We start from the raw sequence: 26,407 nt of genomic DNA, 5'->3' as shown, positions 1-26,407 counted from the left end.
GTTTTTGTAAAAGTATATCGTTGATAAATAAACCTTTATTGCAATGGACTCCATTGGCTTAAATCGATGGAGTTTTTTTTTATGATAAAAAAGATTAACTTGCGCCAAAGAAAAAAAAGTGATATATCTTACAAAAACGGAAACTGTGTTTTGGTTTTTCTTTTATATTTGAGTGTATTCCATGAAGAGATTGATTAATTTAAATACGTATTCTAAACTACTATTGTTGATAATTTCGACAAGTATTTTCTTTTTTCTAATTTACATCTCGCTTTATCTTTATACTGTTCAAGAAGAAAGTCATTTTTACAAAATCACTTATAATCAATACGATAAAGAAGTGAAGTCTTTGTTTAGACTTAATTCCAAAACGCCTACAGCCACTATTATTGATGTTACCTACTGGGACGAGTTAGTCCATTTTACAAATACAAAAGACGAAAAGTGGTATAATAAATATATTTTAAGGGAATTTGAATCGTATGAAGCTGATTACATTGGTATTTATGGTTTAGATCAAAAACTAATCAATAAGACAGTTTCTTCTAAGATTAAAAACTTTGATTTTATCCCAAAAGAGATGATGTCAGTGCTTTATAAATCTAAACTTAAAAGATTTTATATAAAAATTCCAGAAGGTATTGTTGAGGTTTTTGGAGCTACAATTCACCCTTCAAATGATCCTAAAAAGAATAAAACCAAGCCTTCCGGTTATTTTTTTATGGCCAGACTTTTAGACGAATCATTTATGAGTGCTTTAGGGAACATAAGCAGTTCAAAAGTTAATTTAGTGTCAAGCGATTATGTAATTGCAAATGAAGATGATTTTGTTATTGTAGGTTTAGATTTAAAAGATTGGAAAAATGAAGTTGTAGCCAGATTGCTTTTTAAAAGACCTTTCAATTTAAATTATACGAACACAAAAGAGATTCTTTTTATTGTTGTTCTGGTTTCCTTGATTAACATTTTTGTTTATGTTTATTACACGAAACGATGGGTTTATAATCCATTAAAGTTAATAAAAAGCATTCTTGAAACGGGAAATATAAGTTCCATAAACAGCTTAAAAAGATCTGATGGAGAATTTGGATACATTGGAAACCTATTTGAAGAAAACAGCAATCAGCGGAAACAATTAGAAATTTCCAAGCAAAAAGCAGAAGAAAGCGATACATTAAAATCATCTTTTTTGGCAAATTTATCGCATGAAATCAGAACACCCATGAATGCCATAATGGGATTCAGTGATTTACTTCATGATGCAAAATTAGAAGAAGAGGAGAGATTAGAATATTTGAAAATTATAAAAAATAGTGGTGGTAACCTGGTTTCAATTATCGAAGACCTTATTGAAATGTCTAAAATTGATGCAAGGCAAATCATACCTAATTATAAGGGATTAGATATAGAAAAGTGTATTACAGAATTGTATGATTCCATCAAAGTCACGATTCCTAAAGATAAAGAAATTCAATTTTATATTCTTGAAAATCCAGAGAAACTTCAAGGGGATATTCTAACGGATGAAACAAAACTGAAACAGATTATAGTTAATTTAATCACTAATGCGTTAAAATTTACCGATAGAGGTTTTGTGGCTTTTGGATATTCAATAAACAAAGAAAAAGAAGTTTTAGAATTTAAGATTGAAGATTCAGGAATGGGAATCAGCGAAAGTTATTTAAAAGTAATTTTTGATAGATTTAGAAGAATTGAGGGCGATGGATCGGTTGAATTATCTGGACTAGGATTGGGTTTGTCAATTACAAAAGCTTATGTAGAAATGTTAGGTGGAGAAATAAAGGTAAAATCCACAATTGGACAGGGTTCCGTTTTTTCATTTTCGATACCATTAAAATTTGATCGAACGGTAAAAGCAATAAAACCAAAAAAAGTAAAATCTTTTTACAGGAATTATGACAATGAAATTATTTTAGTTGCAGAAGATGACACCATTAATTTCTTGCTTTTGAGAAAAATTATTGAATCAAAAAATCATACTGTTCTAAGAGCTAAAAACGGACAAGAAGCAGTAGATATATGTACAGAGAATCCGAATATTACTTTGGTGTTTATGGATATAAAAATGCCTATTTTGGATGGCTATCAAGCTTTCGAAAAAATAAAAGTAATAAAACCAGAACTTCCTGTTGTAGCCCAAACCGCTTATTCCTCATTTGAAGATAGAGAAAAAATGATGCAATTTGGTTTTACGGACTGTATCACAAAACCATTGGATAAAGAAAAAGTATTCGAGTTGCTGGATGCTGTTTTTATGGGAATCAATAAATAAAGTTTAGGGTATTTAATTGAATACTTTTGATTGTGCTCTCTTTAGTGATTTCTAAAGTTTCTCGAAATTTTTAGAATCTGACTTCTTTTACTCTTGCAATTTTTAAACTTTTCCATCCATTTATAGCTGTAATTTTACTAGATTTAAAACATGACTAAGCGTGCATGAATCTTTAATCAATGTTTGAAATGATTTTAAACTGCTGCTTAATTTTCCAAAACTTATATTTCAAAGAATTTAAATTACAAACACATGGTTTTTAAATCGATAAATCCGTTTTCACAACTAATTATAGCAGAACACGAAGTATTGACAAATGCGCAATTGAATCAAAAAGTGCAATTATCAGAACGCGCATTTAAAAATTGGAAACAAACCACATTTGAGCAAAGAGCAGAAAGGATGAAAAAGCTAGCTAACATTCTTAGAGAAAAGAAAGAGGAGCTCGGTTTGTTGATTACCAATGAGATGGGTAAGGTGCTATCAGAAAGTATATCTGAAGTGGAAAAATCAGCTGGTAACTGTGACTTCTATGCCGAAAATGCTGAAAAAATGCTGAAAGATGAATATTATGATACTCCTTTCAAAAGCATGTCGGTTTATGATCCAATGGGAACGGTTTTTGCGATAATGCCTTGGAATTATCCTTTTTGGCAAGTGTTACGTTATGCTGCTCCGGCAATTATGGCGGGCAATGTGACACTTTTGAAACATGCGCCAAACGTTATTGGTTGTGCCAAAGCTATTGAAAATGCTTTTTTGGAAGCTGGTTTTCCTGAAGGTGTTTTTCAACAAATTACGATTGATATTCCTCAGGTCGAAAGTGTAATTGCGGCGGATATTGTACATGGAGTTACTTTGACCGGAAGTGAAATGGCGGGATCATCTGTGGCTTCATTGGCAGGAAAACATATCAAAAAATCAGTCATGGAATTGGGAGGTTCAGATGCATTTATAGTTTTGAATGATGCAAATCTTGAAAAGGCAGCTACGGTTGCCACACAATCCAGAATGCTAAATGCAGGTCAGGCTTGCATTTGTGCCAAACGATTTATTGTTACAGAGAAAGTAGCGGATGAATTTACAGCGCTTTTTACCCAAAAAATAAAATCATTGCAACAAGGAAATCCATTACAGCAAGGAATTAATATGGGTCCACTGGCTCGGATTGATTTAGCGGAGAAATTAGCAAATCAACTGGAAAAATCATTACAACAAGGTGCTAAATTAATAGTAGGCGGGGAGCGCGAAGATTGTAATTTTCAACCTACGCTAATAGATTTTGTTGATTCAAATAATATTGCTTTTCAGGAAGAAACTTTTGGACCGTTAGCAACTGTTATTAGAGCTAAAGATGAGAATGATGCTATAACTATTGCTAATAATCATAGATATGGATTGGCTTCTGCAATTTGGACAGAAGATCGAGAAAATGCATACAGACTGGCAAGGAGAATTGAAGCGGGGAATGTGTTTGTGAATTCATTAGTACGATCTGATTCCAGGGTTCCTTTTGGAGGCATAAAAAAATCAGGTTATGGCAGAGAACTAGGTGCAATAGGAATCAAAGAATTTATGAATATGAAGTCATTGATTATAGAATAATAGTATTTAGTGCATATTATAAGTAAAGAATCGAGAACAGGAATTGTATTTATAACAAATCTGTTCTCGATTTTTTATTCACTCGATTCCTATTTATAAAAGTATCAAGTTGTCAATTCATTACTTGATTTAACTTACTAATAGGTATAAATAGCCGCTTTTAAATCTTTTGGTTTATTGGAAAGAATCACAATAAATGCAGACCCTTTAAGCGCGGCATTTTGTTTTAATCGTTTTTCACCGTTATCAGAAAACGATAAAGGAGATTCTCCTTTCGTTCCTCCGTAAAAACTTGTAATTATCCCAGATTCTTTCAATCCGATGGTTTGATGTTTTTTTAATACAACAACTTTTTTATAATCTGATTTTCCATTTAGTTGAATTTTTTCAGATATGATTTTAGAATCACTTTTTGACTTTTCATTCAATTGTGCTACCGCGTATTGACTTATTGTCTTTTCTTCGACGCTTTGAGGTAACGTATAGTAAACTAAATTATTTGCTGTTTTAATAAAGTTTATATCCATCGTTTCGCCATCATGTTTGATAATTTGATGGGTTTGTGCAATTAATGAAGTTGTAAATAAAATAGTGAACGCTATAAATAAATTTTTCATGTGTTTAGATAATAGTAAAGGTGTATGTTCCCATTTTTAAATTGGGACATATATTAATAATGTTTTTTTAGTAAAAAATAGGGATTAAACTATCTCTGGCGGAGGAGTGAAATTTTTTAAAGCAAACTCTTTGACTACAAATAAATCGAAAGAGTTAATTCGGGCTTTATTAAAAGAGTAATATTCGAAACAATTAAAAAGTTCAATTGAATCCATGAACAGTAGTTTTAGCTTACTCTCAAAATTGTTTTCTTCGGTGTTATTTTCGGCTAGTTCATAAAAATCATATTGCTTCTCATGAATAAGTATTGAAAGTTTATCACTTACCCAAATAAGGGAAAAAGTGAGGAATACAAGTAAAACGGAAATTTTAAGTGCTAAACGAAACATGGTTTAAAAGTACTAAAAAAGGAATCTGTTCACAATTAAAATTTTCATAAAATTAGTATTAATAATAGGGTGATTTAGTTTTTTATCACTTTTGATTTAGCCGCTTTCTCAATGTAGTCTAAATTGTGTTTTTAACGATGAAAATTTCACATGCAGATGTCTTTGTATAAAAAAATTAGTACATCAAGGCTCTATGCTTAAAATTCATTATTTATTTTAATGTGTATTTTTTATGGGGGTTTGGTTTTATTTTATGTAAAAATGTCTTTAAAAAATGATTTTTAATATTTATTTTTAGTTTATAATTCAAAAAAATAGGGGTATCTGTTTAAAAACTGATTATTAAATTTTTAAAATTGATGCTTTAAAATACGGAATATCTATTATTTTTTGTTGATTTTTCGTTATTAATAATTCTTCTCAAAACAAGGCAAAAAAGTGCCAAATAGTAATTCAAGTGAAATAAAAGTTAATAAATTCGCTTCAGAAACAAGAAAATTTCACATTAAAAAAAGTGCATTTCAAAGCAGTTTTCTGGATTATAAGTACTAGAATTTTTTAAACCGTATAAACTAAGACCAAAATAATAACCAAACTAGATTACTAATTAAAACCAATTAAAGATGAAAAAAAACCTAGCTATTTTAGCATTAATGCTAACAACAAGTTTAACTTTCGCACAAGACGCTCCAGTTGCACCTTCAACTACTTTTGCAGGATCTGCTGATGCATATTATAAATATGATTTTTCTGGTGTAGACAACAGTTTGACCAGTTTTACAAATTCTCACAATTCATTTGAATTAGGGATGGCTTCCATCGAAGCATCTCATAAAATGGGGAAAGCTTCTGTTTTTGTTGATTTGGGGTTTGGAAACAGAGCTGCTCAATTTACTTATAATGATGCCGCTTCAACTTTCATGATCAAACAATTGAATTTCACTTATGAATTTTCAGATAAATTTAAAGTTACTGCAGGTAGTTTTGGAACCCATGTAGGATATGAACTTCTAGATGCAGTAGATAATAAAAACTACAGTATGTCTTATGCATTTACTTACGGTCCATTCTTTAATACTGGGGTAAAAGCACAATATACTTCTGGAAAATTCAGCTTCATGGCTGGAGTTTCAAATCCAACAGATTTTAAAACAACAATTGAAGCAGGTTCAAGCCAAAAAACGTTCATAGGTCAATTAGGCTATGTTGGTGATACTGGAAGTGCATATTTCAATGTTACTTCTGGAAGTAGTAATCCTTCTTCTGATGAGAACAAAACACAATTTGATTTTGTAGGTTCAAAGAAAGTGAGTGATTCATTCTCTTTAGGATTCAACGGTACTTATGCAATGACTAACAATGACTTTGATAGTACATTAGATGGTGAGTGGTTTGCTTTAGTAGGATATGCAAATTTCGCATTGAAAGAATCATTAAGTTTAGCTTACAGATTAGAGTATTTGGATGCTAAAGATGCAACTGCTGGACTTGGTTCACTTGCTGGAACGAGTGTTGTAGGTAATACTTTATCACTAAACTATAAAGTAGGAAACTTGACTATTATTCCTGAATTCCGTGTTGACACAGCTTCAGAAGATATCTTTACAAACAGTGATGCTGCGCCAAAAGGTTTAACAGCTTATGCATTACTTGCAACAACATACTCATTCTAGTATTGAAATAATATTTTTTTTTTAGCTGCCAAGATGCTTTTAAGTATTTTGGCAGCTTTTTTTTGTTTAGATATTACAGTTGGATTTGTGATGCAGTCATAAAAACTTTAAGGGTTTATATTACTTGCAACAACTTGTTCATCTTGTATTGAGTTGTTGTTTATGTCAGCCTGTTTGTTTAGCTTTTAAAAGTAAAAGAAGTCTACATTAGGATAAACTACGAGAAGAGTTTGAAAATGTATTTAAATAAAAAAACGGTTCTTTGAATGATTCAAAAAACCGTTTTTATAGGTGTTTGTATAATATAAACTATTTACTGTTTTTTGTAAATAGAATAAATGGTGTTTATTGTTTTTTCATCTAATACATCATTGACTTCTGTTTGAATATAATGTAGTTTAAAAGCAGTTATTGCTGCGGGTAAATTTTTTGTGTCATATCCTATAATTCGCAATCCTTGTTCTATATTGAAATTAATAGGAGCAGTTTCTAAAAACTCATCTGACCAAATACCAAAACCTTTGTCGGCTAATATTTTCCAAGGAAACAATTGGCTGGGATCTTTTTTTCTGGTTGGTGCAATATCTGCGTGACCAATAATGTTTTGAGCAGGAATATTGTAATCTTTTTTTAGCTTCGTCAAAAGCGCCAGTAAGCTGTTGATTTGTAATTCAGAAAAAACTTCAGATCCATTATTGTCTAGTTCAATTCCTATTGATGTAGAATTAATATCTGTATTTTTTCCCCAAGTACCAGCACCTGCATGCCAGGCTCTTAAATAATCATTCAACATTTGAACCACTTTGCCGTCATCCGAAATTAGATAATGGGAACTCACTTGAGATTCTATTTTGGTGAATGTTTTTAGTGTTTGTTGTAATGAATCCTGTGCGGTATGATGAATAATAATGAAATTCGGCTTTCTTAAATTAAAATTTACAGTTCCTATCCATTCCGTATTGACACCGTTTTGCAAAGGAGTTGATCCCATTTTGAAAAGAGTATCTTTATAGGTGTGCAACTGTTTTGTGTATAGTGTGTCAATGTTTATTTCTACATGAGGAATAACAGGTAATGGCTGCGGATCTTTATTAGAAATAGTCTCTTTTAATGTTTTGAGTTTAGAGTCATAAATTTTTTCACTCTTTTTATAAGGATTTGTTGAGCAGGATGCAGCGATAACTGCCAAAATAAGGTAATAAAAAATTTTTCTCATGTAGGTTTTCATTTAGCAACAGACTAAAAATCGATTAATTAGATTTCTTTTTAGATTTCGATTTTTTAGGATTCTTAGCTTCTTCATTCATAGCTATATATTTCTCCTTTTGGTCTTTGTTTAATAATTCCATTATTTTTCTATCAGTAGTTTCTGAAAGAACTGTTATGTTTTTTATTTTTTCATCTTGGCTAACTTCTGCTTTTATAAGCATGCCTTGAGTTTTTATGCTTTCGGTCAAAATATTTGAGATTGCAATTACCTGAAGTTCGTCCAGAATAAGTTCCGGTTGTATTCGCTTCATGATTTTTCCAACCGTTACTTCAACAGGAATTTCTTTTGGTTTGTCTTGAGTTCTGGATTGATCCATTGCACTGTTCATTCTACGATTACTTCCATAACCATTACCGTAACCGTTTCCATATCCGCCATTACCGTATTGCGCCGAAATTATATTTGTTGATAATAATACAAATGCGATGATTAATAGTGATTGAAATGATTTCATATTTAGTTTTTAAAATGGATTAAAATCGTCTTAAGAAAATTATGCTGGTTCTCCGTATAAATCAAATTCTGTTGCTTCAATAATTTTGATCATTACAAACTCACCCGTTTTCACATAATGTTTTGATGCGTCAATCAAGACTTCATTATCTACATCAGGGCTGTCAAATTCAGTTCTTCCTACAAAATGGCCACCTTCTTTTCTGTCAATGATACATTTGAATGTTTGCCCTACTTTCTCTTGGTTTAAATCCCAGGAAATTTGCGATTGTAATTCCATGATTTCGTTTGCGCGTTCTTGTTTTACGGTATCTGGAACATCATCTTCCAGTGCGTAAGCATGCGTATTTTCTTCGTGAGAATAAGCAAAACAACCCATTCTGTCAAACTTCATTTCTTGAACAAAATCTTTTAATATATTGAAATCCTCTTGTGTTTCTCCAGGATATCCTACAATCAAAGTAGTACGAATAGCCATTCCGGGAACTGCAGCGCGGAAATCTTTCAATAATTTTGTTGTTTTTGCTTGAGTTGTTCCACGACGCATTGATTTCAAGATAGAATCTGAAATGTGTTGCAACGGAATATCAATATAATTACAAATTTTAGGCTCGCGCTTCATGATTTCCAGAACATCCATTGGGAAACCGGTAGGGAAGGCGTAATGCAGACGAATCCACTCAATTCCTTCTACTTTTACTAATGCTTCCAATAATTCTCCCAGAGCTCTTTTTTTGTAAAGGTCTAAACCGTAATACGTTAAATCCTGAGCAATCAAGATCAATTCTTTTACGCCGTTTTTAGCTAATCCTTCCGCTTCTTTTACTAATTTTTCAATAGTTTGTGAAACGTTTTTTCCTCGCATTAACGGAATCGCACAAAAGCTGCACGGTCTGTCGCAACCTTCTGAAATTTTTAAATAGGCATAATTTTTTGGAGTCGTAGTCAATCGTTCCCCTAATAATTCATGCTTATAATCTGCTCCTAAAGCTTTCAATAATTGTGGTAATTCTGTAGTACCAAAAAACTGATCTACATTTGGTATCTCTTTTTCTAAATCGGGTCTGTAACGTTCAGATAAACATCCTGTAACGAATACTTTATCGACCAATCCTCTTTCTTTCTTGTCAGCATATTCCAAAATCATATTTACTGATTCTGCTTTAGCATTATCAATAAATCCACAAGTATTTATTACAATAATATTTCCCTCTTCAGCTTCCGGAGCTTCGTGCGTAACATCTTTTCCGCTTGCGCGAAGTTGTCCCATTAACACTTCACTGTCATACACATTTTTCGAACACCCAAGAGTGATTACGTTGATTTTATTCTTTTTTAACGACTTAGTTCTCATAACATTAGAATCCCGATAATTTGGGAATTTTGCAAAATTACAATTTTTATTTTTAGGACCATAAATCTTTGTGTTTTTTATGGAGCTATTCCTGCTGTACGTTGCAAACGAAGTTCAGTGAACTCCTATAAAAATAAAGTACAGTGAAGTAATCTCCCGAAAAAACGGGAGGATTTCTCCCGACGCTTCGGGACCATCAGGGCTAAAAAAAATCCGTTCCATGATAACGAAACGGATTTTAAATTTTATTTTTCGGATTGATTACAATTCAAATAATAATGTTACTGAAACATTGTTGTTTATCGATTCAATACTGGCACCATCTGTAAATCCTTGATTGAAAAATGCTTGTTGTGAGTTTCTTTTGGCGTATGAATAGGCTAAATCTACTTTGGTAGAACCAAAACTGTATCCTAAACCTGCTGAATATCCGGTTAAATCTCCTATTGTTACTGAGTTTTTATAAGGACTTTGTTCGTAACGATAACCAGCTCTTAGACTCAAAGCATCAATTTTATATTCAGCACCTATTCGTAGTTCGCCAGTTGTATCTAAGATTGAATTCATATCGTTGTTTAAATCATTAAAATAAGGATCGTTTTCAGGTTTGAATTTAGTATTACTATAATCCTTAATAGCGTAATCAACACTTATTAAACCAGATTTTCCAAAAACATAAGCAAAACTTCCGGTTAGTTTGCTTGGAGTTTGTAGTTTATAAGGCTCGTAAATATTAACGATTTGTGGATTTACAACATCATTGGTGTCGTCAGCATTTGTTGCGCTGCTTACTGCAAATAGTCTTTGCGATAACTCATCATTTAATTTATACCAGGTTGATGATTCGTAAGCCAGACCTAAACGAATTTCATCAGAAACCTTTGCGATTGCACCCAATTGAAAAGAGAATCCTGTTCCGTAAGTGTATAAGTCATTCTCAAAACTCAATCGAGTTACTGTATAATCATTTGTTAATGGGGCATTATTCTCTTCGAAAAAAGTAGATGACTTGTGAAAGTCTGTAAAATGAGAGTTCAAATTAAGTCCAATATACAGTTTGTCATTATATGATGTCGCAGCATTAAAAGATAATTTTCCGTTATATCCAGTGCTGTAAATAGAGTTTTCTTGGTAATAATCACCTCCATTAGGAACATTTGATATGTAAGGGGAATTATTATTAGTTTCGTCAACTGCATCAATAATAAAACCTTGGTAGCCTAAAAATGCTTGTTGCGCTGCAAATCCATTTAAATTTGGATACTGATTATTAGGGAGATTGCTTCCTAAAAACGAATATAAATCAGATATAGATTCTCCGGGATTTGTATTTACAAATTCTTGAGGTACTGGAGCTCCATTATTAGAATTGTTGGCATAACTTAAAAAATAATCGCCTATAGAATTGTTTGGGTTGGTTCCGGCAGAGAAAAAGCCATTGTCAAAATTTTTAATGTTTTCGTAATTAACACCCAATGAAATCTTTTTCCAATTGCTGTTTGGGTTTTTGTTATTAAAAACAAAAACAGCACCCGCTTGATTCAAATCAAAGGAATTGTTTTTCTCGCTTGTTGTGCTGCCAAAATAATTGGATTTATTTTTTGTATCAAAATTACTTAAGGTAAGAGTCATTTGGTTGTTTGTAAACACTGCAGAACCTGCAGGATTTACATTTAGAGAGGATAAATCCCCGCCAAGAGCTCCAAAAGCACCACCCATTGCTCTAAAACGAGCTGTTCCGTTCAGGTTGTCCTGTGCGTAATGCATGGCATCTGATATTTCTTGTGATTGTGCAACGCTTGCAGTGAAGCCTAAAGCTAATAAAAATATATATTTTTTCATTTTTAATTCGTAGGTTTTAATTTAATATCAAAATAGGAAGGTGTAGAAAGAATTATTATCCTCTGCCACCTCTTCCGCCACCGCCAGATGATCTACCGCCACCACCAGAATTTCCCGAACTATTTGAGCTAGGAGTGTATGATCTGGAATTGTTATCGTTTCTTGAACTTGGAGTATATGATCTTGCAGGAGAGTTGTTTTCACTACGTGTGCTACTTGTATTTGATCTTCTGCTAGGTGTACTGTTGGAATTGTTTTGATTTCTTGAAAATGTTGGACTAGTTCTATTGAATCCGTTTGTAGTACTTCTTCTGAAATCAGTATTCGTATTTCCTCTGTAATTTGAATTAGTTCTGCGACTAACGGTATTGCTCTGGTTTCTAGAGTAATTTGCTGAACTTCGGGTACTGTAATTTCTATTGCTACCTGTATTGGTAGTATAAGAAGAACCTCTTCTGCTTGCGTTGTAGGAATAGGCTCTGTTATTGTAGTAATTTGGATATCCCCAATTATTACCATACCAGTTATTCCAGCCCCAGTTGTTTCCATACCAACTATTCCAACCCCAATTATTTCCGTACCAATTGTTTCCGTACCAATTATTCCATCCAAAACCAACGTTCCATCCCCATCCATAACCAGTATTCCAACCCCAGTTATTTCCATACCAATTATTCATTCCCCATCCATTGTCATAAACGTTTATGCTTACAGTTTGAGGATTACTGCCCCATCCAGGATAGTTGTTGTAGTCTATACTGTCGTTTTCTATATTATAATCATTGTAATTGTCTACATCTGTAAAAATTTCTACAGGTTGGTTGTTGTTTTGCAAAGACCCAAAGTAGTCTTTGTATTGATTATTTGGAGCATTTTGCGTCTCTACTTCTACAGCTCTTCTTGGAGCGTTACCATATATTCCGTCAGAATCATAGTAAGAACTGTTTTGGTAGGAGCCACAGGATGTCAACAGGACGCTCAAAAATCCAACAAAGTAATATATTGTTGGGTTTCGGAAGGAAAGAGTACTAGTTTTCATATATATGGAGTTTTTATTGTTGCACATTACAAAAATAGTTAGTTTTGCTGAACTATTTACTTAAAATTATTAATGCAAAATTTGTGCCAAATTATTCAATATGAGTAAGAACTTAACTACAAGATCAGAAGATTATTCAAAATGGTATAACGAATTGGTTGTTAAAGCCGATTTAGCCGAAAATTCAGGAGTTAGAGGTTGTATGGTTATCAAACCATACGGATATGCAATATGGGAAAAAATGCAAGCTGAATTGGATCGAATGTTTAAAGAAACAGGTCATCAAAACGCCTATTTCCCACTATTTGTTCCCAAAAGCATGTTTGAGGCTGAAGAGAAAAATGCAGAAGGATTTGCAAAAGAATGTGCAATTGTGACTCATTATAGATTAAAAAACGATCCAGACAAACCGGGGAAACTTATGGTTGATCCTAATGCGAAATTAGAAGAGGAATTAATCGTTCGTCCTACAAGTGAGGCTATTATTTGGTCTACTTACAAAGGATGGGTTCAGTCTTACAGAGATTTACCTTTATTAATTAATCAATGGGCGAATGTAGTGCGTTGGGAAATGAGAACCAGGTTATTTTTGCGAACTGCAGAGTTTTTATGGCAAGAAGGGCATACAGCTCATGCTACAAAAGCAGAAGCAGTTGAAGAATCAGAAAAAATGATGAATGTGTATGCTGATTTTGCCGAGAATTTTATGGCAATTCCAGTTATAAAAGGGATGAAAACTGAAACCGAACGTTTTGCAGGAGCTGAAGAGACCTATTGTATCGAAGCTTTGATGCAGGATGGAAAAGCTTTACAAGCTGGAACATCACATTTTTTAGGTCAGAATTTTGCGAAAGCCTTTGACGTTAAATTTGCAAATGCCGAAGGGAAGCAAGAATATGTTTGGGGAACTTCTTGGGGGTTTCTACTCGTTTGATGGGTGCATTAGTAATGACACATTCAGATGATCAAGGATTGGTATTGCCTCCTAGTTTAGCACCTATTCAGGTAGTGATTGTTCCTATTTACAAAACAGACGAGCAATTGGCCGCTATAACAGCCGAAGTAAATGTTTTGACAGCAGCTTTACGAAAATTACACATCTCTGTGAAATTTGATGATAGAACGACTCAGAAGCCTGGTTTTAAATTTGCTGAATGGGAATTAAAAGGAGTACCTGTTAGGATTGCAGTTGGTCCAAAAGATTTAGAAAATGGAACTTTTGAGGTGGCAAGAAGAGATACATTGACTAAAGAAGTAGTTTCTAAAGATGGAATTACAGCTTACATCGGTGATTTATTAGAGCAAATTCAAAAAGAATTGTTCGAAAAAGCATTAAATTACAGAAATACGCATATTACTGAGGTAAACAGTTTTGAAGAGTTTAAAGAGGTTTTAGATACTAAAGGAGGTTTTGTATCAGCACATTGGGATGGAACTGCAGCAACGGAAGAGAAGATTAAAGATTTGACTAAAGCTACTATCAGATGTATTCCTTTGGATAGAGTAGAAGAGGCGGGAAGCTGTGTTTTTACTGGAGAAAACTCAGTAGGAAGAGTGTTGTTTGCAAAGGCGTATTAAAAAAAAATAAATTTTTTTGCATGGACTATTGTACGTTTCAAAAATAGTTGTATTTTTGCATCCGCATTAGAGAAGCAGGGCCCGTTCGTCTATCGGTTAGGACGCATGGTTTTCATCCATGTAAGAGCGGTTCGATTCCGCTACGGGCTACAATTTTTATTGCAGATTAAAGTTTTCCTGAACTTAGAGGGAAGTATGGCCCGTTCGTCTATCGGTTAGGACGCATGGTTTTCATCCATGTAAGAGCGGTTCGATTCCGCTACGGGCTACAATTTCAATATTTTAGATTGATAAAAACTTAGGGGATAATGGTCCGTTCGTCTAGGGGTTAGGACGCCAAGATTTCGTCTTGGTAACAGGGGTTCGATTCCCTTACGGACTACAAAAATTAGTAAAAGATAAAAAAATAATAAAATGGCAAATCATAAATCAGCTTTAAAGAGAATTAGAAGTAACGAAAAGAGAAGAGTATTAAACAGATACCAACATAAAACTACTCGTAACGCTATCAAAGCCTTGAGAATAGCTACTGATAAAACAGATGCTACTTCTAAATTATCAAGCGTGATATCTATGATTGATAAATTAGCTAAAAAGAATATCATTCATGATAACAAAGCTTCTAATTTAAAATCTAAATTAACTAAGCACGTTGCTAAATTGTAATTAATACAATTTTAAGATATAAAAAAAGCTCTCATAAAATGAGAGCTTTTTTTATATCTTATATTTTCCTATTCCATCTTGTTCTTTAAGTATTCAAGCATTGAACGGGTAATTGGTTTAGATAGGAAGTCAATAACCATTGGGTATTGTTTTGCTTTTTCTAAGTCTTCGGGGTCAATAGTTGAGGAAAGGACAACAACTTTTATAGTGTTAAATTCTGAAAATTCCGGGCTATTGAAATGGTCTAAAAATTCCCATCCACCCATTACGGGCATATTTAAATCTAAAAAAATTAATTGTGGTTGTTCGTCTGGTTTATTTTTGGCATATCTCATAGTGTTGAAATAGCTTAGTGCTTCTTCTCCATTTTGAGCCGTTATTATTTCATTAGAAAATGATGATTTGATTATTACTTTTTTGCATAACATAAGTGTTATCGGGTCGTCATCAATACATAAAATTTGATCTAACATTATTCTTTGTTTTTAAATGTTAATGTAAATGCAGTACCTTTATTTACCTCGCTTTCAATTTCAATTGTTCCTCCCATCGTTTCAACTTGTGATTTTACTAAATAGAGGCCTAGTCCTTTGCTATCAGGGTAATTATGGAAACGTTGATAAAGCCCAAATACTTTATCTCTATTTCTTTCTAAATCGATACCTATTCCGTTGTCTGTAAATATTAATACAACAGTGTCATCAATTTCTTTGGAAGTAATAGTTATTTTAAGCTTTCTGTTTTCGGATTTGTATTTTATTGCATTTGTCAAAAGATTCAATAATATGCTTTCTATATACGCTTTGTTAATGTTTATAATAGAGACTTTTTCGAAATTAAGCTTTATGATTGGTTTGTATAATTCGATTTGAAAATTAAGTTGGCTAAAAACATTTTCAAAGATTTCTTTTATTAAAACAGCTTCTTTTTGAATTGAAGGATTGTCTTTAATGATAATAACTTTTACTAAATCATTGATAGTGTCATTTAATAAATGAGTGGATTTATTAAAACCATTCAAGATTTCTTTTAATTCTTGGTTTTCAACAGGAATGTCCTCCAGTAGATTCAGTAGTCCAGTTAAGTTTGATAATGGGGCTCTAAGGTTGTGGGAGGTTATATAAGAAAATTGCTTTAAGTCTTTATTGTTTTGGGTTAATTCTCTAATAAGCTGCTCTTTTTCCTTTTCTTGCTTTTTTTCATCGGTTATATCTCTTTGAATGGAGATCCAGTGAGAAAGTTCATTTTCAGAATTATAAATTGGTATCATAGAGAAGCGAACCCAGTATTCTTCTCTGTTTTTGTTTAGGCTGATTGTTTCTATTAGGCATTCCTGTTTGTTTTTAATGGAGCTTAAAAGTTTTTCAAGTTCGGTGATATCGGAATTTGGACTATTGAAAGGATCTGCTGATTTTCCGGAAATTTCTACAAACTCATATCCTGACATAGCGGAAAAAGCTGGGTTAGCATAAATGACGTTAGGGATTTTTCCGTCAAAGGAACTGGCTTCGGTAATGATAATTGAATCTTTCGACTGTGTAAATACGGTTTCCAGTAATTTTAGCCTTTGTTCTTCCTCTTTTTGTTTAGTGATGTCTTGTATGGCTCCAATCATTCTGATGGCTTTTCCATTTTCATCTTTCAATAGAAAACCTCTGTCTAAAACGTATTTATAGGAGTTATTGGCACATTTAAAGCGGTACTGATCTTGCCAGTTTTCGGTTTTTTGTTCTATAAAGGAGTAGAGTCTGATGGACATTTTAATGCTGTCTTCGGGGTGAATTTTATCAAACCACCATTTTGAACTATTGCCAACTTCATCTTCAGTATAACCAAAAACATTTTCAATTCCTTTATTCCAAGAAAAGCTGTCTTCTTGTATTTTCCAGTCCCAGATAGTATCGCTGGTTGCTTTGGCTACAATGTCGTATTTTTCATTTGACTCCTTGATTTCGTCATTTGTATTCTTAAGTTTTTCAAAAATGGATATATTTCGGTTGTCGTTTTTTGATAAAATAAGTTTGAAAATTATTCCAGTCAAAAATATAAATAAGATGTCTTTGGTAAAATTGTAAAATTGATGGTTTGAATCAGAAATATATTGAGCTAATAATTTATGACTAACAATGGCTACAAACATTGAGATTAGAATGTAGATGATGATTACTTGATTGGTTTTGCTTTTCATTACTCAAATATAATTAATTATTGCTGAATTATTAAAGAACATCTGTAACTTATTTTTCGAGTTTTTTTTAAAGGCCTATTTTTGGGTCTAATGGGTTAAGAATATGTAAACTATTGCATAAATATTTTTTATATCAAAATAAAGTGTACCTTTGCACCCATTAAAAATCACAGATGGAATCTATTAGAAACATTGCAATTATTGCCCACGTCGATCACGGTAAAACAACTTTGGTTGATAAAATTATGTATCACTGTCAGTTATTTCGTGATAACGAAAACACAGGTGACTTAATCCTTGATAACAACGACTTAGAGCGTGAAAGAGGTATTACCATTACTTCAAAGAATGTTTCTGTAGTATACAAAGGAACAAAAATCAACATTATTGACACTCCTGGTCACGCCGATTTTGGAGGAGAAGTAGAGCGTGTATTGAACATGGCTGATGGAGTTTGTCTACTTGTAGATGCTTTTGAAGGTCCAATGCCTCAAACTCGTTTTGTACTACAAAAAGCTATTGACTTAGGTCTTAAACCTTGCGTAGTAATCAATAAAGTTGATAAAGAAAACTGTACTCCTGAAGAAGTTCATGAAAAAGTTTTTGACTTAATGTTTGAATTAGGTGCTGAAGAGTGGCAATTGGATTTTCCAACTGTTTACGGTTCTGCTAAAAATAACTGGATGTCTGACCATTGGGAAAACGTAACTGATAATGTTGAAGCATTGTTGGATATGGTTATTGAAAATGTACCAGCTCCTAAAGTTTCTGAAGGAACACCACAAATGTTGATTACATCATTAGATTTCTCTGCATTTACAGGTCGTATCGCTATTGGTCGTCTTGAAAGAGGTGTTTTGAATGAAGGTATGCCAATCTCATTAGTAAAAAGAGATGGTACTGTAATGAAATCTAGAATTAAAGAACTTCATACTTTTGAAGGACTTGGTCGTAAAAAAGTACAACAAGTAATTGCTGGAGATATTTGTGCAATTATTGGTGTTGAAGGATTTGAAATTGGAGATACTATCGCTGATTTTGAAAACCCAGAAGCGTTGAAAACAATTGATATTGACGAGCCTACGATGAGTATGTTGTTTACAATTAATGACTCTCCTTTCTTTGGTAAAGAGGGTAAATTTGTAACTTCTCGTCATATTAGAGACCGTTTGACAAAAGAATTAGAGAAAAATTTAGCAATGAAATTGGGTGAAACTGATTCTGCTGATAAGTTTATGGTTTTTGGTCGTGGAGTACTTCACTTATCTGTTCTTATTGAAACAATGAGAAGAGAAGGATATGAATTACAAATCGGTCAACCACAGGTTATCATCAAAGAAATTGATGGTAAAAAATGTGAACCAATTGAAGAGTTAACAATCGACTTACCTGAGAATCTTTCTGGAAGAGCAGTGGAATTTGTTACTTTGCGTAAAGGAGAAATGCTTTCTATGGAAACTAAAGGGGAGCGTATGATTATCAAATTTAATATTCCATCTCGTGGAATTATTGGATTGCGTAACCAATTGTTGACTGCTACTGCTGGTGAGGCTATTATGGCACATCGTTTTATTGGATATGAGCCTTTCAAAGGAGAAATTGCTGGACGTAACAAAGGTTCATTAATCTCTATGGAAAAAGGAAAAGCTATTCCTTATTCGATTGATAAATTGCAAGATCGTGGTAAATTTTTCGTTGAGCCAAATGCTGAAATCTATGAAGGTCAGGTTATTGGTGAAAACTCTCGTGGCGATGACATGTGTGTAAACGTAACTAAAGAGAAAAAACAATCTAACGTTCGTTCTTCTGGGAATGATGAAAAAGCTAGAATTATCCCTCCGATTATTTTCTCTCTTGAAGAAGCATTAGAATACATTCAAAAAGATGAATATGTAGAGGTTACACCAAAATCTATTCGTTTGAGAAAAATATATTTGACAGAAACAGATAGAAAAAGATTTAAAATCTAATTTTATCTTTATAAGATTGAAAAAGCCATTCATTTATTTGAATGGCTTTTTTTATGTTTGTTTAGTAACTTCTTCTGTCGAATTTATTATTAGAAATGTGATTAAAAAAGTAGTTAAGGTAATAAATCAAATTCTTATTATCTTTTCAAACTAAAATGGCTTTCAGCTTCTCTTCCGTCTTCAAGTTTTATAGTGAACCAATAATCAGCTGCAGGTAATGGTTCCTTTAAGAAAGTACCATCCCAACCAAGACTTGAAGGAGATAATTGTTTCAATAATTTTCCATATCGATCAAAAATGTATATTATTGCATTTTCATAAAGACTACTATTTATTCCTTTCAAATTCCAATAATCATTGTATCCATCACCATTAGGAGTAAAGAATTTGGGAGCATTTAGTACAGCAAAACTTTTTGTTGTTTGACCACATCCATTATTGTTCGCCACTATTAATTCGTGGAAACCGCCTGGTACGTTTTCAAAAAGAGTTGAATTTTGAAAAGAAGTTTCTGTTCCATCTTCATAGTGAATCATATAATTATAATCACTTGGATTATCGAGTTCAATTATGACTTGATTTGTTTGCTGTAAATCATGTACAATTATAGTATTTATTTTTGCTAAATGAGATAGTGTCACAATACATTTTCGAGTAGTGGTACAGCCTGATTTGTTTTTTACAGTTACGCTATATTCACCTTCTTTATTTATGGATATGTTAGGCGTTGTTTCGCCTGTTGACCATAAATAAGTGAAATCACTGGTTCTAGCCGGGGCTAAAATTCCTGCATTTAATAGTATAGAAGGATTTACAAGTCCTTCACATAAAATTATATTTTCTAAAATATTAATTTTTGGAGATGACTCGACTATAATTTCAAAATTCCCAGTTCCATAACAACCTTCGGTATTTTCTGCTCGAATGAATACTGTTTTAGAACCAGAAAGTAATGGCTCTTTGATCTCATTAATTCCCATAGAGGCATCCTCTTCATTTGAATAAAAAAACAAACGCACATCTGAAGGTAAATTCAATTCGGTTTTTATTAAATCTTTTTTCGGTTCTAAGTCAAATGATCCTTTTCCATCACCAAGATCACATTCATGCATTGCTTCGGGTAATAATGATATGTTTTTATTAGCATGCAAAATAACTGTTCCTATACTGTAGCAACTTGAATTTGGCTGGGTTACTTTTGCGTATAAAAGCTCATCTGGAACACTATTTCGATAGTTTACGGGAATGGATTGAGTGTTAGTTAAATCATTTTCAGCATCGTTAGCACTATGGTAATAATAAACTTCAAAATCTTTTTCACCTAAACTAATTGGCTCATTAGCAAGAGCTAAATTAAATAAAGCTAATCCATCAGTAGGAGCACTATCTTGTGTGTCACATTGTGTTAGTTTGTAAGAAGTTGAAAGTATTTTTGGAACTTCATAAATAGTAATTGTTTTTTCAAGAGGCTCTCTGTCTTCACCATTTACAGTTTTTATAAGTGTTACTTTATAATCACCAGCTTGTGCGTATGTATGATAGGCATCAATATCAGTGGAAGTAAATCCATCCCCAAAATCCCAAACTACGGAGTCAATTGTCTCGACAGAATTACTGTAAAAATGAGTAGCATCCCCTAAACAATTGAATTCATAACTAAAGGCATATAAGAATAAAGAGGTGATGAATGGAGGTAAGCCTTGTTCTACGCTACCTGTTTTCAAATTAATTGCATTTGGCATATAATTACAACTAGTTCCATCTAATTCGGGACTGTTGATTACCGACAATTTATTACGTAGGTTATCAGTTGTGACATATCCTGCGCGGTATATCTTCTCATCAATAGCCAATTGTAGGGCTCCAGCTATAAGAGGTGATGTATTTATTATGGCCTTTGAGGATGGGATATTTGTACTTTTTAAATCATATTGGATTAATGAACTTTCTAAAATTATGTCGCCATCTGCATTAAATTGATTTGTTGTAACATATAATTTTTTTGTTTTTGATGAAAATTCTACTCCATAAGGATTTGAATTACTCAACAGTTTAATTTCATTACTTATTTTTCCTGTACTTGAATCAAAATCGTAAAGTAAAACATTACCAGTATCTCTGATTTCTTGACCTTTTGGTCCTTTTTCATTTGTTCGTCTTGATGCATTGTTTGCTATAGCTATTTTTTTTCCGTTTGGAGATACTTTTAAATATCCCATTGCATTTGGAATATAGCCACCTATTGGGATGTTAAGTGGAGTTATTGTCTTGACAGGGATCTTATTGACTCCTTGTGTACTTATTTTGAAGGAATAAAAATTATTTATAAAATGTGTAATTACCCAAAAAGAGATACCATCTCCGTGTTGAACAGCTGTTACTTTTTCAGAACATTTGTATTTGGTCTCTTCACTATCATTTGGATTATAAGTTATAAGAGGAATATTTTTTTCAGTGATTACGACGTCTCCTAGATTATTATTTAGCGTCATGTCAACTTGGGAATAATTCAATCCATTATTGGGAGGATCCAAGTCATTTAATGGATTGTCATCCGCATTTGCAGGAAGCGGTTGGTCAACGGTAAAAATGTAATATATATTAGGATTATTTGGTTTTGGAACAATAATCGCCGACTGTGTACTTGAGTTATGTCCTAATAAACCGAACCCATTAGGCATAATTTGATGATTTTTATTGTAAACTACTCTACCATCTGTGTAAAAAAGTAAATTACCATTTTTATCAGAAATAGTGGTACATCCTTCTTTGGTAACTAATTTACTATTGGTTAAAGCAACCGGACTTCCTGAATTAAAATCGAGACCGGCATTATTACCAAAATACCATATAGCCGCTTCTTTTTGTCCAAAAGAGGGAATAGTTAGAAAAAGGAAAATAAACAATAAATAATAGTATTTCATAACTATCAAATATAGTCAATATCTACAAAAAAGTAATATTTCGGATCATGAATATTATTTGTATATTATCTTTTCAAACTAAAATGTCCCTTCGCCTCTCTACCATCATCTAATTTGATGGAGTACCAATAATCGTCTGAAGATAAAGGCAAACCTAAAAAAGTACCATCCCAACCTTGACTAGAAGCAAGAATTTGTTTTAATAGCTTACCGTAACGATCAAAAATATAAATGATTGAATTTTCATTGAAATTTTCATTCACTCCTTTTACATTCCAATAGTCATTGTAGCCATCTCCATTTGGTGTGAAAAATTTTGGAACACCAATTACTGCAATTGTTTGGCTCACAGTTCCACAACCATTTTTATCATTAATGTATATTTCATGAATTCCGGCAGTTACATTATCAAAGAAATTAGAATCTTGAAAAGGTCCATATGGAGCGTCCTGACTATATTCATATTGTCCTTGTCCGGTTACATTTACTGTAACTGAGTTTACATCTGATAAATCAATAATTGAAATACTTGTTATTGCTGCTATATCAGAGGCAGTCACTTTTATTGTTCGGATTCTACTACAGCCGGCTAGTGAACTAACTTCTACGGTATAATTACCTTCTGCGTTTACATTCAATGTTGCTCCAGTCTCATTCGTTAAAACTACATTGTCTTTTGACCAGACATAGGTATAGTCATTACTGGAAGTGCCATCTTGAATTCCGGAATCTAATCTCACAAAGAAAGTAGGAAGGTTAGAACAAACTAATTCATTTTCTTCAAAATCAGCGTTTGTATCAATATTAGGTTTTGGATTTACTGTTAAAGTTACTCTTGGACTCAAACCATAACACGCATTGTCTGATGTGCTTTCCACACGAACCCAAATTTTTTGTTCGTTTGGATATCCAGTATTGCTATAATTTGATGTATTTGTTATTTCATCATTCTCTGACAAGGCATCGGCTTCATTTTTATAAAATTTTATTGAATAAGAAGAACTCGATGAAGGAAGAATAGCTAAAATATCAGTGGTTACACTACTGAAATCGAAAGTTGCAATTCCATCAGTATCGTCATTAGCAGCTCCTAGGTCATCACAAGTAGAAAAAGTACGACTGAATGAATCTGGAATTTGAGTAGTAGAAACTATTAAGTTAATTTGAACTATACTATTACATTCATTAGTGTTTTTTACTCTTGCCCAAACCGGCATACCACCTGAGATTGTATTTGTAAAAGCTAAAGGATTAGATATTAATTTTCCTGCATCAGCTGTTTCAGCTCCCGAAAGTGAAGTATAGTAGGTAAATGTTTCAGAAGTATAATTAGTCGATATCTCATTGTTTTTTACCGTTAAATTAAAATCAGAGAAACCATCTGTATCGTCATCACATTGAACTATCGTGACGGTATTGACAACAGGTAAAGCATAAATTGTCAAAGTAGTTTCGGTTGAAATCAAACCACAAGAATTTCCAATTTTATCCAATTTCACTCTGTATTTATAACCATTCATTGCGTTAGTCACTTTTATCAGTGTTAAGGTTTGTGCTGTAGCATCCTGATAAGTAGCATTATTTAGAATGTTATTCCAAGTTATTCCGTCAGTTGACAATTGCCATTGATAGGTATTTCCTCCATTGTCAAGAACTGTAATTGTTGTGTTTTCTCGCTCACAAGTTGGTTTTGCCTGAGGTTGAGATGTGATGTCTATTGGCGCCGCAATTACATAATTGTTATTTGGAGTTGTATAACCCACACCGCTCGTAACTATTCCTTTAGCGCTAACAGTAACGGGATTGCTTCCTAATATTCCATCATTTTCAGGGTCATTAAAACCTGCCTCGATAACATCAAAACAAACATCATTATCACTATCCAAATCGATGTAATTAAAAGTTCCATCTGAATCGGTGTCAGTAACGGTATAATTTAGTTTGCCACTATCCAGACTCGTTTCAAGTCCGTCAAATAAACCATTTGTACCAAAAACAGTAGCTGGGCCATCTATAATTCCATCGTTATTAAGATCAATTGCAGTACTGCCAGATTCAACTAAGTCAAAAATTCCATCGTTATCACTGTCTAAGTCCAATAAATCATAAATAACAGGAAAAGTATTGAAAATATCATTGTCAGTATTAATTCGTATTAGTCCGGGTTCAAAAGCATTGTCAAGACCATCTTTATTGGAATCAATTCCAGAAAAGATTTTAAAACCTTTTCCTTGTGCTTCAATAGTATCAGGAATTCCATCATTATCACTGTCTATGTCTAATAAATCTGGAATTGTATCAGAATCAGAATCAAAAGTTTCTGTACGGGTTATCATGAAAATAGCTTTATTAACAGCTGTTTCGGATAAATTATTATGAGTTAATTTTACTGAATTAGTGAGATAAGACGAAAACTGAAAACTCCCCAAACCAGGTGTTAATGGTGTTGTACTATTTAATCGAAATCTTATTTCGAAGGAAGAAAATTCAGTTACGCCACTTTCAAAAATCCCATCATAATTAGTATCTACAAGCAATTGATTTTGCGGATTAGTCAAAGTAATGGTTTTATCTGTCGGTACTTGTAAAATAAAATCACCTTCTGCGTTTGTATATTCCGTAATATCTGTTGTTTGCGTTGGACTGTCTTGTGCTATATAACTAATGTTGATAGTTTCATTTTTTGTGAGATTCAGAGTGTAAGCAACACTATTTGTTATACCAGCTGGAACTTCTGAAACAAATCCGTAAAATGGTTTTCCAGTAATGGTTCCACTTCCCGTAATTGTAGCAGTATAATCAGAGCTTGAGGTAGTATTTGACTGGTTTAATAGAGAAATATTAGCTTCAAGATTGTTTATGATACCATCATTATCTAAGTCGATATCAATATTATTATTAGTTCCATCATTATCTGAATCTAATGGGCAGTCGCTCACGGGAATCTTGTCTGAGAAAATAGGAACTGTATTTGGACAACCTACAATACTTCCTTTTACTTGATAATAACCGGGCTGAGTAGGGGTGTATGAATTTGAATTTGCACCAATTATTGGATTGTCATTAAAATACCATTGGAAAGTGTCGTATGATGATAAAGTGCTGATTTTTAAAACAACATTTGGTATACAGGCTGAGTTAGATACTGTAATTTTATCAGTTACAATTTCAGGTTTCGTATCAAAACCTGAATAATAACCGCCATAGGTAGCTGCTCCATTTGTTCCAAAGTAAGAAACATAAACTTGCCTCGTAGATTTTACAGCAACATTCCCCATTTGATTAAAAACAGTATATCTCACATAATTTGTGTTTCCTGTTACTGCTTCAGGAGGGCTCGAGATAGGAATGTTGTTTATGGTTACAGTTGCACCAGCTTCGGTCACAATATTTAATCCACCATTATAAAGTGTATTTCCTATCGATTCAATGAAAGGAATATTATCAACAATGTTTGGAGTGGCACAATTTAAAGGTGGGACAAAAAATAAATTTTGATTGGCAGGAGGATTACCGGTAGTACTTGATCCTCCAATACTTTGATAGGCAAAAACATTTTCGGACGTAGTGACATATAAATTTCCATTGCTAAATTGAGATCCGTCTATTGCCACATAATCGCCTGCATTAATTAGGGTAGCAAAAGCAGTTGGATTGCCATTTAAATAGATACTGGTTTGAGGATTGTGGGCTACCAATAAAACACGTTCTATTTCATCCGTTCCATATCCTTTTACAAATATATATTCCTTACCGGTTTTTTCTGTTGGAACGATTTGGTCAAAACCTACATCTCTACCATTTGTACTACTACTATTGCTTCCCGCAAAGGAACCCGAATTGACAACTACTGGCTTATCAGATTCCACTAACGCACCAATCATTGTTGAACTATTGGAAACGGTATTATTGTAATTTTCCAAAGCCAAAACATAACTTTCATTTTTGCCTAAAGTGACAGTTATGGGTCCAGTAATAATAGTTCCATTTGATAGTACAGATCCTATTGGAATGTTTGAAATAGTGATTTTAGTATTGTTCTCGGTTGATAGTATTGAAGCAAAATTTAATACACTTTGATCGTAAACCGGATTTAACATAGCTCCTAATCTAAATTCTTTACCCAAAGCGCTATTTCCTTTTGAAACGAGTCCACCAGCATGATTATAGGAATTGTTCTGAGAACTAAAACCGGCATTAACCCTCACACTTACATAAATTAAATCTTCGGCCTCAACTATATATCCTTTGTTAGTTACAATTCCAATACTGGTTTTTGGAGTGAACAACTGTGTATTTTGTCCTTGACCAATAGAATAAATATATGGAGTAGTATTTTTGACTACACCAGTTATTATGCTGCCTCCGTTTTCTATAATTTTGAAATTAACATCGGTAGTGCTAGGTGTTGATATGTATAAATAATGGTCCCCTGCTAAATTTGTTGAGCAGGTTAACGGCGGGATATAGTGTGTTTTGCTAAACTGCGAGAAACAACTTATGGAAAAAAAGGTAAAGAGTATGAGTAATGTTTTTTTCATTTGC

The 26,407-nt window shown here is 32.9% G+C and carries 15 protein-coding genes, 3 tRNA genes and 1 pseudogene; 9 read left to right on the top strand and 10 right to left on the bottom strand.

The features are described 5' to 3' along the window. The first annotated feature begins 181 nt into the window (after window positions 1-181). Complete coding sequence (locus tag CLV00_RS14920; RefSeq protein ID WP_099715925.1) at window positions 182-2,293, top strand: ATP-binding protein; 2,112 nt, start codon at window positions 182-184, stop codon at window positions 2,291-2,293. A 252-nt stretch (window positions 2,294-2,545) separates the two neighbouring features. Beyond that, the gene (locus CLV00_RS14915; protein ID WP_099715924.1) at window positions 2,546-3,898 is read left to right on the top strand and encodes an NAD-dependent succinate-semialdehyde dehydrogenase; all 1,353 of its coding nucleotides are present in this window, start codon (window positions 2,546-2,548) and stop codon (window positions 3,896-3,898) included. Window positions 3,899-4,035: 137 nt separating this feature from the next. Here CLV00_RS14915 and CLV00_RS14910 read toward each other — a convergent pair whose 3' ends face one another. Next, the gene (locus tag CLV00_RS14910) at window positions 4,036-4,515 is read right to left on the bottom strand and encodes a hypothetical protein (protein ID WP_099715923.1); all 480 of its coding nucleotides are present in this window, start codon (window positions 4,513-4,515) and stop codon (window positions 4,036-4,038) included. Between the two features lie 1,013 nt (window positions 4,516-5,528). Here CLV00_RS14910 and CLV00_RS14900 point away from each other — a divergent pair. Further along, window positions 5,529-6,578, top strand: a complete 1,050-nt coding sequence (locus tag CLV00_RS14900; RefSeq protein ID WP_099715921.1) for a porin — start codon at window positions 5,529-5,531, stop codon at window positions 6,576-6,578. Between the two features lie 313 nt (window positions 6,579-6,891). On the opposite strand, the gene CLV00_RS14895 is transcribed toward CLV00_RS14900, so the two are convergent. The 5 genes from CLV00_RS14895 to CLV00_RS14875 form a co-directional block, all read right to left on the bottom strand. Further along, window positions 6,892-7,794 (bottom strand): N-acetylmuramoyl-L-alanine amidase, encoded by a 903-nt coding sequence (locus tag CLV00_RS14895; RefSeq protein ID WP_099716369.1) that lies wholly within the window; start codon window positions 7,792-7,794, stop codon window positions 6,892-6,894. Window positions 7,795-7,828: 34 nt separating this feature from the next. Beyond that, on the bottom strand, window positions 7,829-8,302 hold the full coding sequence (locus CLV00_RS14890) for a hypothetical protein (protein ID WP_099715920.1): 474 nt from the start codon (window positions 8,300-8,302) through the stop codon (window positions 7,829-7,831). A 39-nt stretch (window positions 8,303-8,341) separates the two neighbouring features. Next, window positions 8,342-9,655: a 30S ribosomal protein S12 methylthiotransferase RimO gene (gene rimO / locus CLV00_RS14885; protein WP_099715919.1), complete on the bottom strand. Its 1,314-nt coding sequence runs from the start codon at window positions 9,653-9,655 to the stop codon at window positions 8,342-8,344. A 261-nt stretch (window positions 9,656-9,916) separates the two neighbouring features. Next, complete coding sequence (locus CLV00_RS14880; RefSeq protein ID WP_099715918.1) at window positions 9,917-11,497, bottom strand: OmpP1/FadL family transporter; 1,581 nt, start codon at window positions 11,495-11,497, stop codon at window positions 9,917-9,919. A 55-nt stretch (window positions 11,498-11,552) separates the two neighbouring features. After that, window positions 11,553-12,536: a hypothetical protein gene (locus tag CLV00_RS14875; protein WP_099715917.1), complete on the bottom strand. Its 984-nt coding sequence runs from the start codon at window positions 12,534-12,536 to the stop codon at window positions 11,553-11,555. Between the two features lie 100 nt (window positions 12,537-12,636). Here CLV00_RS14875 and proS point away from each other — a divergent pair. From proS to rpsT, 5 genes and pseudogenes are all read left to right on the top strand, one after another. Next, window positions 12,637-14,114 (top strand): annotated as a pseudogene (gene proS / locus CLV00_RS14870) (proline--tRNA ligase). Between the two features lie 78 nt (window positions 14,115-14,192). Beyond that, window positions 14,193-14,264, top strand: a tRNA-Glu gene (locus tag CLV00_RS14865). Window positions 14,265-14,311: 47 nt separating this feature from the next. Continuing rightward, window positions 14,312-14,383: transfer RNA gene (locus CLV00_RS14860), tRNA-Glu, on the top strand. 41 nt (window positions 14,384-14,424) lie between these two features. Next, window positions 14,425-14,496 (top strand) — tRNA-Glu (locus CLV00_RS14855). Between the two features lie 32 nt (window positions 14,497-14,528). After that, window positions 14,529-14,780 carry a 30S ribosomal protein S20 gene (gene rpsT / locus CLV00_RS14850; protein ID WP_035673520.1) on the top strand — a complete coding sequence of 84 codons (252 nt, stop codon included), beginning with the start codon at window positions 14,529-14,531 and terminating at the stop codon, window positions 14,778-14,780. 68 nt (window positions 14,781-14,848) lie between these two features. On the opposite strand, the gene CLV00_RS14845 is transcribed toward rpsT, so the two are convergent. Together CLV00_RS14845 and CLV00_RS14840 are read right to left on the bottom strand one after the other, a co-directional pair. Next, window positions 14,849-15,253, bottom strand: coding sequence for a response regulator (locus tag CLV00_RS14845; protein ID WP_099715916.1), 405 nt, complete (start codon window positions 15,251-15,253; stop codon window positions 14,849-14,851). After that, complete coding sequence (locus CLV00_RS14840; protein WP_099715915.1) at window positions 15,253-16,968, bottom strand: PAS domain-containing protein; 1,716 nt, start codon at window positions 16,966-16,968, stop codon at window positions 15,253-15,255. Before CLV00_RS14840 ends, CLV00_RS14845 begins: the two co-directional genes overlap by 1 nt. A 173-nt stretch (window positions 16,969-17,141) precedes the next feature. Between CLV00_RS14840 and typA the strand changes: the two genes are divergently transcribed. Then, window positions 17,142-18,938, top strand: coding sequence for a translational GTPase TypA (gene typA, locus CLV00_RS14835; protein ID WP_099715914.1), 1,797 nt, complete (start codon window positions 17,142-17,144; stop codon window positions 18,936-18,938). Window positions 18,939-19,075: 137 nt separating this feature from the next. On the opposite strand, the gene CLV00_RS14830 is transcribed toward typA, so the two are convergent. Then, window positions 19,076-21,862 carry a T9SS type B sorting domain-containing protein gene (locus CLV00_RS14830; protein ID WP_099715913.1) on the bottom strand — a complete coding sequence of 929 codons (2,787 nt, stop codon included), beginning with the start codon at window positions 21,860-21,862 and terminating at the stop codon, window positions 19,076-19,078. A 65-nt stretch (window positions 21,863-21,927) separates the two neighbouring features. Next, a complete protein-coding gene (locus CLV00_RS14825; protein WP_099715912.1) occupies window positions 21,928-26,403 on the bottom strand; it encodes a T9SS type B sorting domain-containing protein in 4,476 nt (1,491 codons plus the stop codon). Between the last annotated feature and the right edge of the window lie 4 nt (window positions 26,404-26,407).

Origin of the sequence: Flavobacterium sp. 11 (assembly GCF_002754315.1) — a bacterium.
GTDB classification, from domain to species: domain Bacteria; phylum Bacteroidota; class Bacteroidia; order Flavobacteriales; family Flavobacteriaceae; genus Flavobacterium; species Flavobacterium algoritolerans.
The sequence above is the reverse complement of the archived record's forward strand: the minus strand, read 5'-3'. Positions and strand labels throughout refer to the sequence as shown.